This is a genomic window from Pseudovibrio sp. WM33 (assembly GCF_001623165.1).
GTDB lineage: Bacteria > Pseudomonadota > Alphaproteobacteria > Rhizobiales > Stappiaceae > Pseudovibrio.
In genome coordinates this window covers 1-14,022 of record NZ_LMCK01000008.1, presented here as the reverse complement: position 1 = coordinate 14,022, position 14,022 = coordinate 1, and the positions used below count along the sequence as shown (strand labels likewise).

Sequence of the window (14,022 nt, the reverse complement as noted above, 5' to 3'; positions counted from 1 at the left end):
TGATGATGCCGGATCAATTTTGAACGCTCATTGACACTCTATGGGTAAGCACTATGGCAGAGGCAAGAGTGTTGAAAAATTCGCTTCAAGGGTACGTAGAACTCTCTCCTAGAGAACGGTTTATGAACAGCTTTTGCCTAACACATCTGAGAAAGTTGCCTAACTGGCTTGACTATCCGCCCCAAATATCAGAAAAGCCGTTCCACACCATACTGTTGGCCTCTTGGCGGAGTGGTGACGCAGCGGATTGCAAATCCGTGTACGCCGGTTCGATTCCGGCAGAGGCCTCCACTTTTCCTCTACCCATTGATATTGTTAGTTATTGCCTATCTCAGGCGCAGAAGAATTGCGTCTTGCGATCAGTCATGTCTCACGCTTTACAACACCGGAGGCGCGTCTACTTTTACGCGGCCAACCTCCCGATGATGGCTCGGTTTACCTGTCAGCTTGCTCCTGAAATTCAGATAGCCAGTATAAATCTCTGACTGCCGCCCCTTCACGCCCGGCAACGAGCGCAGGTCTAACCCAGACCATGGAAAGTAAGGCGAACGGCGCAAATCTGCGAACAGACCAATACGAACACCCGGACGTGTTGCAATCCCGCGGCGATGGAACCCATGCGTATCAGCAATCACCAGTGAGTTTGCAGGCACATCAAAACTGATAGACTCACCATACCCCAACTTTAAGATATCATACTCGCTTGCACGAAATGAGCCTGCCGCATGCATACCATCGGGATGCTGAACTGCATTCAAGCTCTGCTCAAACTCCCAGGCAGTCCGTTCCGGTGTATAACGATGAGACCCCGGCACATAATGAAAAGGCCCATCGGCAACATCCACATCACGCAAAAACAGCCAAGCCTTAGATGTGGCATGGAACGTATCAATGTGAAAATCAGTCTGCGGGTCTTTCTTCTTCTTGTCCAAATCCCACAAAACGGCATGCAAAAACATAATGGGATCCGCATTGTATGACCCCACATAGCGCATGGCATTTTGCAAAAACGGATCATGCACTGCCCTGCTCAGGCCGGGCAAATCTTTCAGCACCGAAGGTGGCAAACCGATGAAACGTGTCACCGTTTTCCCTTGCCGCATTTCGCTTGCTGCAAACGATTTCGTTGCAATCTCATCCTGAATTTGCGCAAAAACATCATTGGAGAGAAAATTCTCTTTCACCACATAACCATTGCGATGAAAAAACGCTTTATCTTCATCTGGCAGAAAGTGAACCATCTGACGACGACGCAGATCAGCCATCTTCTCGGCCCACGCCACACGCTTCAGATAAAACCCACGCTCATTTAACCAACGATTTCCAATAATCGGATTCTTCTTAAATGACTTTTGCCCCATCAAGGCATCTAGTGCCCAGATAGGACTTTTTAAAATTCGCAACACACCAGCCCCTACTCTTCTGGCAAAATCTGCCAGAACCTGTGCAGTAACAGACACTCTACGTATTCCTGTAGTCATTTGCCAATTAAACTCATTGGGCAGGCTATTGCAGCACTGAGGATTTAAAGGGCAACTTTCCATGAGCGATACACTTGATCAACCAACCAAACGCTCACCTCCTGCGCGCCGTAAGAAGAGACGCCGCAAAGCAGAGTTTGCCTCCGAAAGCCACATGTGCACTCATTTCATCAATAAGCTTCCGGAAGAGTGGGTCGCTTATCCTGAGTGGGGCAACTGGGATATTCTGCTTGTCAGAACAAAAGATGGTTTTCAGGTTGGCATCGAGGCCAAGTTGCGCCTCAATGCAAAAGTCATTTCTCAATCAGCAGAAACCGCCTATCAGAGTGACAGACCGGGACCAGATTGCCGAGCAATCCTGATCCCAAAGGGCTCCAATCTCGATTTTCAACCGGTTTGCAACATCCTGTCTCTACAGATCATCGAGGTTGAGAGCGAATCCTCCAAAAGCCCAAGCACGGTCAGCTGGTACCGACCCAAACTCCCCAATCCAGATCGTGCGTCTCCAGCAGGAAATTTTAAAGAGTTTTATCCCATCGAACGGTTGGAACTTCCTGAAATCATTCCAGTTGTTGAAGCCGGCAAGCCCTCTCCCATCAAGCTGACACCGTGGAAAATTAAAGCCATCAAGCTTGACATTCTACTGCAAAAGCATGGCGTGGTTACGCGCAAACTGTTCAAGGCCCTCAACCTCAGCACAACACTTTTCCTTCATTCCGGCAACGGCTGGATGCTGAAGGGATCAGAACGAGGCGCATGGACACGCGGCCCCAGTTTCCCCGATTTCAGAACTGGGTGCGAAGAGAACTACGACGAGCTGGAAAAACGTTACAAAACATGGGTTAAGACCTTACCGATGGAAGGCATCCTCGCACCGGAAACCGAAAAAGAACCCGGCTAATGAGCGGCCCTTTGTTGTTGCATGCAGAACAAACACCCCGAAACAACAGAGTTTCACTTGACCTAAATAGCTGTTAGATTACCCTTAGGTAAACCAAGCATCTGGGAGGGAGCGATGGTTTTCAAAACGCAAGATGAGACGGGCACCTTCAAAACGTTCAGGGACGCAAAGCGATATTATTGGCTGATTGCTTATGCCAGCAGCAGCGTCACACTCATCACAGTCGCGCTTTATGCCTACACGCACGTCACAGCAACTCTGTTCATTCCCCTCGTTTACTTCTTCATTGTCATTCCCGGCCTGGACGCTCTGATCGGCGAAGACCCGTATAATCCACCCGATGATGTGCTGGTTCAAATGGCAGAAGACCCCTATTACAGTCGGCTCGTGCGCTGGCTCGTACCATATGCCTGGATCAACCTCTTTGCCGGTGTCTGGCTTGTTGGCACCTATGATCTGCCTCTCTGGCTGATTGCTTTGTTTGCCTTTGGCAAAGGTCTGTTCGGCTCTGGCACCATCATGCTTGCTCATGAACTCGGCCACAAAACCAACAAGACAGATCAATTGCTGGCCAAGTTTGCGCTCGCAGTTGTCGGCTACGATCACTTTTGCATTGAGCACAATCGCGGCCACCACGTACATGTGGCAACACCAGACGATCCAGCCAGCTCCCGCATGGGAGAAAGCATCTACGCCTTCGCTTGGCGCGAAATCCCCGGCGCATTCATCAGAGGCTGGCAGAACGAAAAGGAGCGCCTGCACAAGAAAGGCCTCAGCACCTTCTCGGTAAAGAACGATATTTTACAAGGCTATGCCATCACATTGATTGTATTTGCCATTTGCACTGCTCTGTTCGGCTGGAAGGTTCTGTTGTTGCTGGCAATTCAAAGCGTAGTCGCATGGTATGGCCTGACGCAGGCAAACTATGTGGAGCACTATGGCCTGCTGCGCCAGAAGGACAAGAATGGCAAATACGAGCGCTGTCAGCCGCGCCATTCATGGAACACCAATCACATCTTCTCAAACCTGAGCACGTTCCACCTGCAGCGCCATTCAGACCATCACGCCAATCCTCTGCGCCCTTATCAAACCTTGCGAAACTTCCCAGACTTACCCTGCCTTCCGAGCGGATATCCCGGTTGTTTTGCTCTGGCGGCTATCCCGTCATTATGGTTCAAAACAATGGACCCTAAGGTGCTGGAATGGGCTGGCGGAGACATTGACAAGGTCAATCGCGTCAAAGGGTATGAACCGGTCGCATATACTGCCCCGAACATCTGTTGAAACACACAGAATACCGCTGCATTACATGGTAATCACAGGGCCGCCCCGCTAAAACAGGATCAAGTTTTGAAGCGGGGTTAGACCAATGCAACATGGTGGCGATCTTTCAAAGGCAATTGCTGAATTTGGCGGCGAAGTCTGTGACTGGATGGACCTTTCCACCGGCATCAACCCTGTTGCCTACCCGGCCGCAGAACATATCACATTCCGCGGACTAGCCGAGCTGCCAAGCGAAAGAGCAGAAACCGCGCTGATTACAGCTGCGCGAAAGGCTTACCAAGTCGCGCCGCACTCAGGCATCACCGCCACACCCGGCACTCAGGCAATCATCACGGCACTACCGCATTTATTGGGCGCCAGCTCTTCAATCGCAATCGTCAGCCCAACTTATGCTTCCCACGAAGAAAGCTGGAGAACCGCAGGTGCGGCCGTCCAATGCGTTTCCGCTCAAGAAGCCTTTACCGCCAAGACAGATCACCTCTTACTCGTGAACCCAAACAACCCGGATGGCTATCTCTTCTCAAAAACAGAACTGCTGGAACTGGCAGCTAAAAGAAAAGAAATCGGCGGCTATTTGATCATCGACGAAGCTTACATGGATTTATATCCAGAAGCCTCAATCATCCCAGATCTTGCCGACTTTCCAATTCTGGTTTTGCGCAGCTTTGGCAAGTTCTACGGTCTTGCAGGCTTACGCCTCGGCTTTCTTGTTGGTCCCAAAGCGATTACAACGAAACTACAGAACCAGTTGGGCAGTTGGGCGGTCTCCGGCCCCGCATTGGATGTTGGCTGCGCCGCTTTGTCGGATATGAACTGGCAAGACGAAATGCGAGCGTTTTTGAAGACGGAGATGGCCATCTTCAGGGCTACATTTCAGGAGCGAGGTATATCAGTCATAGGCCACACCAATCTCTATCTGTTGATTGACCACCCTTGTGCTCACCAGCTCCATACAGCGCTGGCGAAAGAGAAAATTTGGACACGTGTGTTCGATTACAGCAAAAGCTGGTTACGCCTTGGATTGCCTGCATCTCAAGCCGCCCGAAAGCGATTTACGCAAACTTTCGAAAGTGTAGTGCGATCGGTTGAAAATCATGCTGCTCTTTGAAAACACACTCTGGGTCGTACTACTTGCCATTCTTCTGGATGCAATCATTGGCGACCCAAACTGGCTGTGGTCCAGACTGCCGCATCCAGTCACTTTGATTGGCAAGCTGATCTCCTACATGGATCACAACTACAACAAACTCGTGCACCAACGCTCAGCTCGCAAAACCAATGGCATTCTAACGCTTGTCTTATTGATCAGCAGCGCCGGCTTTGCTGGACTTGCACTCCAGTATCTGCTCGATTTCCTGCCATTTGGTGGCATTCTGGTCGCGCTGATCGGCATGACCTTGATCGCACAAAAAAGCCTCTACCAGCATGTCGCGCGAGTACGCGATGCCCTGAGAAACTCCGGCCTTACTGAGGCCCGCAAGCAAGTCTCCATGATCGTTGGCCGCAATCCGGAGTATCTGGATGAAGCAGGCGTCAGTAGAGCAGCCATTGAATCATGCTCAGAGAATTTCTCAGACGGTGTAGTTGCACCCATCTTCTGGTTTGCCGTTTTGGGCCTGCCTGGGCTGTTCATCTACAAAGCCGTTAACACCGCTGACAGCATGATCGGCCACAAAAACGAAGCCTATGAAGACTTTGGTTGGGCCTCCGCACGATTTGACGACTTGATCAATCTACCAGCCTCTCGCTTGTCCGCTCTGCTGATCGTGCTCGCAGCACTCATTTCCGGCAGAGCCTATAAAACAGCATTCAGCACCATCCTCAGGGAAGCAAAAAACCACCGCTCCCCCAATGCAGGCTGGCCCGAGGCAGCTATGGCAGGCGCACTCGGAATAGCCCTTGCAGGCCCACGCCAATACGCTGAGTATCGCGTTGAAGATCCCTTCATGAACGCAGAAGGACGCAAATTAGCGGATGCCGACGATATTCATGGTGCGCTGAAACTGATGGCAATTTCCAGCGCCCTCTTAGCGTTTCTGATCGCAGCAATATTAGCTATCTAATGCGGCTTTGAGCAATTTCCCAAAGCGCATCCAGATCAAGATGCTGCTCCAGATGATCAGCCAGCGCATCCAGCGCTCGTTCAACACGATGCTCGTATCCCAATTGAGAAACAGCCCCAAACCCTTTCAGGAATGCTGCACGAAACGCATCTGAGCCAAAGACGCCATGCATATAACACCCTGAAATCTGGCCGGTTTTCGAGATCGCACCATCCACGTGGTCTCCAAGGTCAACAAAGGGACGTTCACAATCCGGGCCAGACGTCCGCCCCACATGGATCTCATAACCTGTGACACTCTCACCACTCGGGACATGCAACCCGGTCTTCTCCGTGGTTTCCTTATGGGCTGTCAAAACCGTTTCAACATCCAGCAAACCAAGCCCGTCAACGGTGCCAGCATCACCTTCAATGCCTTCAGGATCCGCGATAGTTTTGCCAAGCATCTGGTAGCCGCCACAAATCCCCAGCACTTGCCCACCGCGGCGGACATGACCGTAAAGATCAATGTCCCACCCCTGAGCGCGGAAGAAGGCAATATCACCGATGGTGGACTTGGTCCCCGGCAGCAAAACCACATCCGCATCAGCTGGCAGCACCTCACCCGGGAGCACAAACTCCAGCGAAACATCCGCTTCCATGCGAAGTGGGTCAAGATCATCAAAATTCGCAATTCGGCTGATGACAGGAACCACAACCTTCAACTTACCGCGACTGGTGCTCTCAGACAGGTCCAGCGCATCTTCCGCAGGCAGGTCCATCACTTGCGCAAACCATGGCACCACGCCATTGCAGGGCCATCCGGTTTTGTCCTCAATAGCCGTTACACCTGAATCAAACAGTGAGGGTTCACCCCTAAACTTATTGATTAAAAACGACTTTATGCGTTTTACTTCACCACTTTCCAGCACAGCATGCGTTCCGACCAACGAGGCAATGACGCCGCCGCGATCAATATCTCCACACAGTACAACCGGTACATCTGCTGCCTCGGCAAAGCCCATATTGGCAATGTCACCGGAGCGCAGATTGATCTCAGCCGGCGAGCCGGCTCCCTCAACCAGAACCAGATCAGCCATTGACTCAACTTCAGCAAAACTCTCCATAACGTACTGGATAAGCGTGCCTTTTTGCCGACCAAACTCCGCCCCGCGCAACGTACCAAACCGTTTGCCCTGCACAATCACCTGAGACCCACTGTCGCTTTCAGGTTTCAAAAGCACAGGGTTCATATGCACGCTCAACGCAACATTTGCGCCTCGTGCCTGTAAGGCTTGAGCGCGCCCAATCTCTCCACCGTCAGCCGTGACAGCAGCGTTGTTAGACATGTTCTGCGGTTTGAACGGCTGAACGGAAAGACCACGCCGCGTGAAAGCACGCGCCAGTCCGGCAACAAGCACGCTCTTACCAACGTTAGAGCCAGTGCCCTGTATCATCAGGGCTGGCTTTCTTTTCTGCGAAACAGATGACGTCACAACTTAAAACTCAATGCCTTCCTGCGGCTTCACACCAGAGCGGAACGGATGCTTGATCTGGCCCATCTCAGTCACAAGATCAGCAATCTCAATCAACTCGTCCTTCGCATTCCGACCTGTGATAACCACATGAACATCATCAGGTTTTTCATCACGAAGGAAGGACACGACATCCTCAAGCGGAATGTATTCATAACGCAGCACGATGTTCAGCTCATCCAACAAAACCATCTTATGTTCACGAGAACTGATCAACTCCTTTGCAGCATCCCAGGCAGCGTGTGCAGCTGTAATATCGCGCTGACGGTCCTGAGTTTCCCATGTAAAGCCTTCGCCCATGCGTTTGATGGTGACGAGATCGGAGAAACGATCCAATGCCATGCGTTCACCAGTCTCCAGGCGGCCTTTCACGAACTGTACAACAGCCACTTTATGGCCGTGACCAAGGCTGCGGAAAATCATGCCGAAACCGGCGGTGGATTTGCCTTTCCCCTTGCCGGTATGGACGATCAGCAGTCCCTTCTCGATGGTCTTAGTCGCCATGATCTTATCGCGCGCAGCCTTCTTCTTACGCATCTTTTCAGCGTGGCGTGCGTCCAGATCTTCTTCACTCATGTCAGCCTTGGTAACCATTCTTATTCCCCTCCATCCATGAGCGCGCGTCGCAGCTCTATTAAGTCCTCAAAGGCGCTGTTTCGTTTCGGCACCCACATATCTCGTTGAATGATCTCTAAAAATCGCTCTGTCATTTCCAAAAGCGCTGCAGAATTCTTCTCTGCAATAAAGTCCCGCACCTCATCATCATAAAGATATGCATCATAGAGCTGGTCAAAATGATGGTTAGAGACAGCGTTGGTCGTCGCCCCAAAAGCAAAGAGATAGTCGACCGTGGCCGCCATCTCAAAAGCACCTTTATACCCGTGGCGCATCACACCTGCGATCCATTTTGGATTGGCAGCTCTTCCTCTGACAACCCGCCCGATTTCCTCAGAAAGCGTGCGAATGACTGGGCGTTCGGGCCGCGAATGGTCGTTGTGGTAGACGTGCGGAGCATCGCCTTTGAGCGTTTCAACAGTTGCGGCCAAACCGCCCTCAAACTGATAATAGTCATCAGAATCAAGGAGATCGTGCTCTCTGTTGTCCTGATTGTGAACCACTGCATCAGCATGGGTGAGCCGGGTGACCAGATCGTCTCTGGCTTGCTCGCCTTCTTGCGAACGGCCATAGGCATAGCCTCCCCATTCAAGGAAACTCTCCGCAAAATCCGCACGTTTATCCCATAGCTTCTCATCAATCAGTGCCTGCAGGCCAGCGCCGTAAGCGCCTGGTTTACTTCCGAAAATCCGGGTGGAAGATCGCTTGCGCGCTTGTCCTTCTTCAACGCCCTTGGCCAGTAATTCCCCAAGCTCAGTTTGGTATCGCGCCGCCAGAGGATTGGCATCATCAGGCTCATCAAGATCGCAAATCGCAGCAACCGCAGCGTCGAACAAATGTATGAGTTGTGGGAACGCATCGCGAAAAAAGCCGGAAATTCTGAGGGTTACGTCAACGCGGGGGCGTTGGAGCTCGGAAAGCGGAACAATTTCAAAACCTGTCACGCGGCCAGAGGTGTCTTCCCAGACCGGACGAGCCCCAATCAGGGCCAGCGCCTGTGCGATATCATCCCCGCCGGTGCGCATATTTGCGGTTCCCCAGCAACTCATGGCGATGCTTTGCAGCCACTCGCCGTGCTCCTGAAAGTGTCGCATAATCAACGCGCTAGCGCTTCTCTCGCCAAGCTTCCAGGCAACCTTTGTAGGAACTGAGCGGACGTCAACAGAATAAAAGTTACGCCCGGTCGGCAGCACATCAGGGCGACCACGCGACGGCGCACCCGATGGTCCGGGGGGGACAAACCGTCCGGACAAGGAGGATAACACCCCCTCAACCTCAGCAGCGCCAGAGGCATCAACTGAGCGCGCAATCTCTTGGCTCAAAGCCTCCAACACGGCACAAGTCACTGTAAATCCAGCCGGAACCGTCAGCTCACCTGAGACATACGCCAATGCCAGCGCTTCCAATCGCTCAACCGTATCCCCGCAGCTGCGCCACGGCGCGTCAACAAGCTCCTGCAAAAGCACAGGCCGTTCACCAGCCCACGCCTGCTCAAAGGCACAATCCAGCGGATCAAACGGAGCCAGATTCAAATCCTCAGCAAGTGCGCGTAACAAGCTGTTCTCATGAGGCTTTTCACCACGTGGCACACGCAGCAAAGCCACCAGCAGCTCGGCCCGCTGCTCTCCTGTTGGCGACTGCCCCAGAATGTGCAAACCATCGCGAATTTGCAGCTCTTTTAGATCGCACAAATAAGCATCAAGCCGCGCCAGACGAGTATCCTCGTCCATCTCGGATGTCAGGCCGATATCCTTGTCCATACCTTCACGCGCAACAACGCCAAGTATCTCTTTTCCAAGCGCTTTCAGGCGGCGATGGTCCACCCCTGCGGCGATGTAATACTCATCCAGTAACGCCTCCAGCTCCAGCGCAGAGCCGTGGCTCTCAGCACGGGCCAGCGGAGGGGTAAGATGATCGATGATCACCGAGGATAACCGCCGTTTTGCCTGCGATCCCTCTCCAGGGTCGTTAACGATGAAAGGATAGATATTCGGTACCGGTCCAATCACAGCTTCAGGATAACAAGCCTCTGATAAGGCTAATGCTTTTCCGGGGAGCCATTCCAGATTTCCGTGTTTGCCAAGGTGAATAAGTGCGTCCGCCTCAAAGCTGTCGCGCAGCCACATGTACCAGGCAAGGTAATGATGCGGCGGAACAAGCGCCGGATCGTGATAAGTCTCTTTAGGATCAATGTTATAGCCGCGTGCGGGCTGAATGCCGACAGTGATATTGCCGTAAGTCTTAAGCGCCAGCTGGAAAGAGCCGTCCACAATATGCGGATCGTCCTCCGGCGCCCCCCAGCGCTCCTCAATCCCCTCTCGCACTGCCAAAGGCAGTTGAGAAAACAACTGCTTATAGCGAGCAAGCGCAAACACTTCCCCGCCTTTGCGTTGGTTTGCGTTCCTATGGGAATTGGTGGGGCCAGCCAACAGGTCGTCTATCAACGCCTCAGAAGATTTCGGCGCATTCTCTACAACTCCATAACCTTCTGTTTTCAAAGCAGAAAGCAGATGCGCGCAAGAGGCAGGTGTATCCAGCCCAACCCCATTTGCTATACGCCCATCCTTGTTGGGATAGTTTGCGAGCACTATGCCAATTTTGCGTTGATTTGCGTTTTTGTGTCTCAAACCCGCCCAATTGGCCGCCAACGCTGCCACAAACTTAATCCGGTCCGGTTTTGGCACAAAACGAACAAGCGAACATTGGGTCCTGACATCACGCCCACCTTCTTCCTTAAACGAGATCGCCCGAGTCAAAAGACGACCATCAATTTCAGGAAGCACCACATGCATGGCAAGGTCGCGCGGGGATAGGCCCTGATCACTCTCCGCCCAGCCTTCTTGCGAGGAAGACGACAGAACGATCTGCAGAACACATGCACCTGGGTTGTCCAGCACCGTGCCGGAATGAACAGCACCCGCACTCGACAAAGCAAAGGCTGTGGCATTCAAAACCACATCTGGCGGACACTGCTCAAACACGCTGGAAACAACACCAGCGCATTCCGCAGTTTTCAGGCTCGCCACATAAAGCACCAACGGGTTTATCCCCTGTGCCTCAAGCGCATGGCATAATGCCTGCACTGGCTCGATTGCACCGCTCTGGTACAGCGCCCGATAAAACACAATGGCCGCGACCGGACGGCTTGAGTCTTTCCAGCTCGCCCGCACATCATCTAAGGAAGGAAGCGAATGCCCTTGCAGCACCAGCCCGGCCCGCGGCAACGCCATTGGCTCCGATGGTGTCTCAACAGGCAACTCAGTAATCTGCGCGGCATAAAGCAAAGCGTTAGAAAGGTTCTCCGCCCCGCCCTCAATCAGATAGCGCCACAACATCTGCGCAACTGACAAAGGCACGGTGGAGCGCATCGCCAGCTCTTCGTCCCACTTGTCATCACCGGGCAGCAGAACCAGCTTCACCCCGTCAGCGCGGGCAGCTGCTTCCAGCCGCTCAACGCCGTAACGCCAGTATTCAACACCGCCCAAAAGGCGCACCACAACAAGCTTGGAAGCCTGAATGGTCTGCTCAACATAAAGATCAACAGAGTACGGATGCGACAGCGCCAGAAAACTGGCAAGACGAAGAGAATAGCCCTCATGCTGGGCATGCGCCACCGCAAGCCCGGCAAGCTCTGTGTCTGCTGCACTTAAAAACACAACATCCGCAGGCGCCTGCTCAAGGTCGACGGCCTCTTCACCATCATCCAATCGGCGTGATTGCCCGACAAGTACGTGCATCAGGCCTGAACCAACTCAAATTCACTCAGCGCAGCCTGCACACTGTGCTTGTCCAGCCCCGCAAGGCCGATCACAACAAGTTTGGAGTGGCTTTCACTGCCAGCCGCAAACCATGCTTCCACACGCGGCCCAACCGCCTGCACCAGCACCGGCGCGATCTTGCCCTCAACCACCACACTGCCCTTAATGCGCAACACACCAGAAACCTTCATGGCCGCTTCCACCTGTGCCTTCACCTCATCAATTGAAGCAAATCGGCGGGTTGGTAGTACAAAACTCTCAAAATCATCATGAGAATGATCGTGATGATGATGGTGGTCGTGGTCGTGGTCGTGGTCGTGGTCGTGGTCGTGGTCGTGAGCATGCTGCGCTTCATGGTGAGAAAGACGCAAGTCCATATCATCTTCGGCCCCGGCATCACGCCCAAGCAGGACATCCAGCGCCAGCTCGCCATGAGAGGCAGAAACAATCTCAACCCCATCACGCACCCGGCCACGGATCGTCTGCTTCACCGCCGCCAGCTCTGCTTCAGTCAAAAGGTCCGCTTTGGAAAGCACAACAAGGTCAGCACAGGTCAGCTGATCAGCAAACAACTCTTCCACCGGGCTTTCATGGTCCAGCGCATCATCCGCCGCCCGCTGCGCAGCAACAGCCTCTTCATCGCAGGCCACTTTGCCAGCAGCAACAGCCGGTGCGTCCACCACGGTCACCACACTGTCAACGGTCACGCGCGGCTTGACAGAAGGCCAGTTGAACGCCCGCACCAACGGCTGTGGCAGGGCAAGGCCAGAGGTTTCAATCACAACTACATCCGGCACCTGCTCGCGCTCCAGCAACATTTCCATGGTCGGCAGAAAATCATCAGCTACCGTGCAGCAAATGCAGCCATTGGCCAGCTCCACCACTTCATCAGCAGAACAGTCCGGATCGGCACAGCCATTCACCAGTGAGCCATCAAAGCCCATCTCGCCGAATTCATTGACGATCAGCGCAATGCGTTTGTTCTGTGCCTTCATCAGCAGGTTACGCACCAGCGTTGTTTTTCCGGCACCCAGAAAACCAGTGATAATGACAGCAGGGATTTTTTTAGAAGGTGCAGCAAATGAAACAGTCATAGGGAAATCTCCGGAAAAACAGCAGGCTTCAGCTGCAAAGGCTGTCCAGCAGCCAAAAACATCACAAAATGGCAGAGGTCGGCGATACGCTGGTTCAGGCGTCCAGCTTCATCTCGAAAGGTACGGGCCATAGCGTTTTCAGGCACAATGCCCATGCCCACTTCATTGCCAACAAACACAACGGGGCATGGCAAAGCGCTAAGAACCTCCTGAAGCCGCGCAAGCTCCACGGTCCAGTCCCGCTCCGCATGCATAAGGTTGGAAAGCCAAAGTGTCAGGCAATCAACGAGGATCGCACGATCGCTGTTGGCATGCGCTTCCAGCACGCGCACAAGCTCCAGCGGCTCCTCAACTGTGTCCCAAAGGTCACCGCGCTGCATCTTATGATGCGCGATGCGCTCCTCCATTTCACCGTCAAAGGCCTGGCCTGTCGCGATATAAGTCGGGCGCCGCCCGCTGCTTATAACCAGCTTTTCCGCATATGCGCTTTTCCCGGAACGAGCTCCACCCGTAACCAAGCAATGGCGAACACGAAGGTCGCCTCTCTGTTCAGCCATCTGGGTTAGCTGAGCAGCAAGCGCATAGAAGCCGGGGCTTCAGTCAAAGAATATGAAAGTACAGCAACTGTCTCGCACGAAGACAGGAAAATATGCGTCATGAGCACCTCTCGCCGTCCACCCGACAGCAGTCCTATGTCAAATCATATCTCCAGCCGGTCTCCTGGCTTGCGGCTCAACCGACCATAGCCCCTTCCCAGCCCTTTAAAGGCCAGTGGGATTTTCGCTAAGGTCTCACCGCTCACAGTTGCGGGGGCAGCTGCGGCTTGTCTCCATAATATATGGAACCGCATTCCCGTTTAATCTTGTCATTCCAAAGCCTGAGCCGGAACAAAAAGAAACTGGAGTTCTGGCCTTAAGTGTGGGGCGCAATCAGCTCTCCTGTCAATTGTCTTTGTGAGGATTCCAACATCACCGGAAAATCAAACCCGCAAAATCCGCGGTTTTTGGAGATTTCTGGCTAACCCCCTTGGATATCTCAATAAAAAAATAGAGAAACTGTCCACAAATCGAAAAATACGCAAAAAACGACTTGGCAAACACAACATGCCTCTGTAAAAGCCTCCTCACGCAAACGGCGAGGCAAACTCGCAAGGGTGTCATGATCCCCGGTAGCTCAGTGGTAGAGCAAGCGGCTGTTAACCGCTTGGTCGCTGGTTCGAATCCGGCCCGGGGAGCCATCCTTTTTCGTTTGCAGCCATACGGCAAGATCATCGTGATCCCCGGTAGCTCAGTGGTAGAGCAAGCGGCTGTTAA

At 53.0% G+C, this 14,022-nt stretch carries 10 protein-coding genes, 2 tRNA genes and 1 riboswitch; of the genes, 6 read left to right on the top strand and 6 right to left on the bottom strand.

Going from position 1 to position 14,022, the window contains the following annotated elements; all coding sequences use genetic code 11:
* Positions 1-217: 217 nt before the first annotated feature.
* Positions 218-291, top strand: a tRNA-Cys gene (locus PsWM33_RS01725).
* A gap of 86 nt (positions 292-377) precedes the next feature.
* On the opposite strand, the gene PsWM33_RS01720 is transcribed toward PsWM33_RS01725, so the two are convergent.
* Positions 378-1,460, bottom strand: a complete 1,083-nt coding sequence (locus PsWM33_RS01720; RefSeq protein WP_208994349.1) for a phytanoyl-CoA dioxygenase family protein — start codon at positions 1,458-1,460, stop codon at positions 378-380.
* 82 nt (positions 1,461-1,542) lie between these two features.
* Between PsWM33_RS01720 and PsWM33_RS01715 the strand changes: the two genes are divergently transcribed.
* The 4 genes from PsWM33_RS01715 to cbiB all read left to right on the top strand — a co-directional run bounded on the left by PsWM33_RS01715 (position 1,543) and on the right by cbiB (position 5,729).
* Positions 1,543-2,382 carry a hypothetical protein gene (locus PsWM33_RS01715; protein ID WP_063297500.1) on the top strand — a complete coding sequence of 280 codons (840 nt, stop codon included), beginning with the start codon at positions 1,543-1,545 and terminating at the stop codon, positions 2,380-2,382.
* Positions 2,383-2,496: 114 nt separating this feature from the next.
* On the top strand, positions 2,497-3,666 hold the full coding sequence (locus PsWM33_RS01710; protein WP_063299011.1) for an alkane 1-monooxygenase: 1,170 nt from the start codon (positions 2,497-2,499) through the stop codon (positions 3,664-3,666).
* A gap of 85 nt (positions 3,667-3,751) precedes the next feature.
* Complete coding sequence (gene cobD / locus PsWM33_RS01705) at positions 3,752-4,774, top strand: threonine-phosphate decarboxylase CobD (protein ID WP_063299010.1); 1,023 nt, start codon at positions 3,752-3,754, stop codon at positions 4,772-4,774.
* On the top strand, positions 4,761-5,729 hold the full coding sequence (cbiB, locus tag PsWM33_RS01700; RefSeq protein ID WP_063299009.1) for an adenosylcobinamide-phosphate synthase CbiB: 969 nt from the start codon (positions 4,761-4,763) through the stop codon (positions 5,727-5,729). Before cobD ends, cbiB begins: the two co-directional genes overlap by 14 nt.
* On the opposite strand, the gene PsWM33_RS01695 is transcribed toward cbiB, so the two are convergent.
* Genes PsWM33_RS01695 through cobU form a run of 5 tightly spaced genes read right to left on the bottom strand, consistent with a single transcriptional unit; the run spans position 5,722 to position 13,266 of the window.
* Positions 5,722-7,164 carry a cobyric acid synthase gene (locus tag PsWM33_RS01695; RefSeq protein WP_063289151.1) on the bottom strand — a complete coding sequence of 481 codons (1,443 nt, stop codon included), beginning with the start codon at positions 7,162-7,164 and terminating at the stop codon, positions 5,722-5,724. The two genes, cbiB and PsWM33_RS01695, sit on opposite strands and share 8 nt — an antisense overlap.
* A 42-nt stretch (positions 7,165-7,206) precedes the next feature.
* Positions 7,207-7,836: a cob(I)yrinic acid a,c-diamide adenosyltransferase gene (gene cobO, locus PsWM33_RS01690; protein WP_063299008.1), complete on the bottom strand. Its 630-nt coding sequence runs from the start codon at positions 7,834-7,836 to the stop codon at positions 7,207-7,209.
* Positions 7,837-7,838: 2 nt separating this feature from the next.
* Positions 7,839-11,594, bottom strand: coding sequence for a cobaltochelatase subunit CobN (gene cobN / locus PsWM33_RS01685; protein ID WP_063299007.1), 3,756 nt, complete (start codon positions 11,592-11,594; stop codon positions 7,839-7,841).
* Positions 11,594-12,709 (bottom strand): cobalamin biosynthesis protein CobW, encoded by a 1,116-nt coding sequence (cobW, locus tag PsWM33_RS01680; protein WP_063299006.1) that lies wholly within the window; start codon positions 12,707-12,709, stop codon positions 11,594-11,596. The genes cobN and cobW overlap by 1 nt, the downstream gene beginning before the upstream one ends.
* Positions 12,706-13,266 carry a bifunctional adenosylcobinamide kinase/adenosylcobinamide-phosphate guanylyltransferase gene (cobU, locus tag PsWM33_RS01675; RefSeq protein WP_082826833.1) on the bottom strand — a complete coding sequence of 187 codons (561 nt, stop codon included), beginning with the start codon at positions 13,264-13,266 and terminating at the stop codon, positions 12,706-12,708. Before cobU ends, cobW begins: the two co-directional genes overlap by 4 nt.
* Positions 13,267-13,402: 136 nt before the next feature.
* A riboswitch (cobalamin riboswitch) is annotated at positions 13,403-13,611 on the bottom strand.
* Between the two features lie 260 nt (positions 13,612-13,871).
* Between cobU and PsWM33_RS01670 the strand changes: the two genes are divergently transcribed.
* Positions 13,872-13,946: transfer RNA gene (locus tag PsWM33_RS01670), tRNA-Asn, on the top strand.
* Positions 13,947-14,022: the final 76 nt, after the last annotated feature.

Bases quoted from the DNA above. Each gene is read 5' to 3' on its own strand.
- PsWM33_RS01715 (WP_063297500.1), top strand. From the start codon at position 1,543: ATGAGCGATACACTTGATCAACCAACCAAACGCTCACCTCCTGCGCGC.
- PsWM33_RS01710 (WP_063299011.1), top strand. From the start codon at position 2,497: ATGGTTTTCAAAACGCAAGATGAGACGGGCACCTTCAAAACGTTCAGG.
- cobD (WP_063299010.1), top strand. From the start codon at position 3,752: ATGCAACATGGTGGCGATCTTTCAAAGGCAATTGCTGAATTTGGCGGC.
- cbiB (WP_063299009.1), top strand. From the start codon at position 4,761: ATGCTGCTCTTTGAAAACACACTCTGGGTCGTACTACTTGCCATTCTT.
- PsWM33_RS01695 (WP_063289151.1), bottom strand. From the start codon at position 7,164: ATGATACAGGGCACTGGCTCTAACGTTGGTAAGAGCGTGCTTGTTGCC.
- cobO (WP_063299008.1), bottom strand. From the start codon at position 7,836: ATGGTTACCAAGGCTGACATGAGTGAAGAAGATCTGGACGCACGCCAC.
- cobN (WP_063299007.1), bottom strand. From the start codon at position 11,594: ATGCACGTACTTGTCGGGCAATCACGCCGATTGGATGATGGTGAAGAG.
- cobW (WP_063299006.1), bottom strand. From the start codon at position 12,709: ATGACTGTTTCATTTGCTGCACCTTCTAAAAAAATCCCTGCTGTCATT.
- cobU (WP_082826833.1), bottom strand. From the start codon at position 13,266: ATGGCTGAACAGAGAGGCGACCTTCGTGTTCGCCATTGCTTGGTTACG.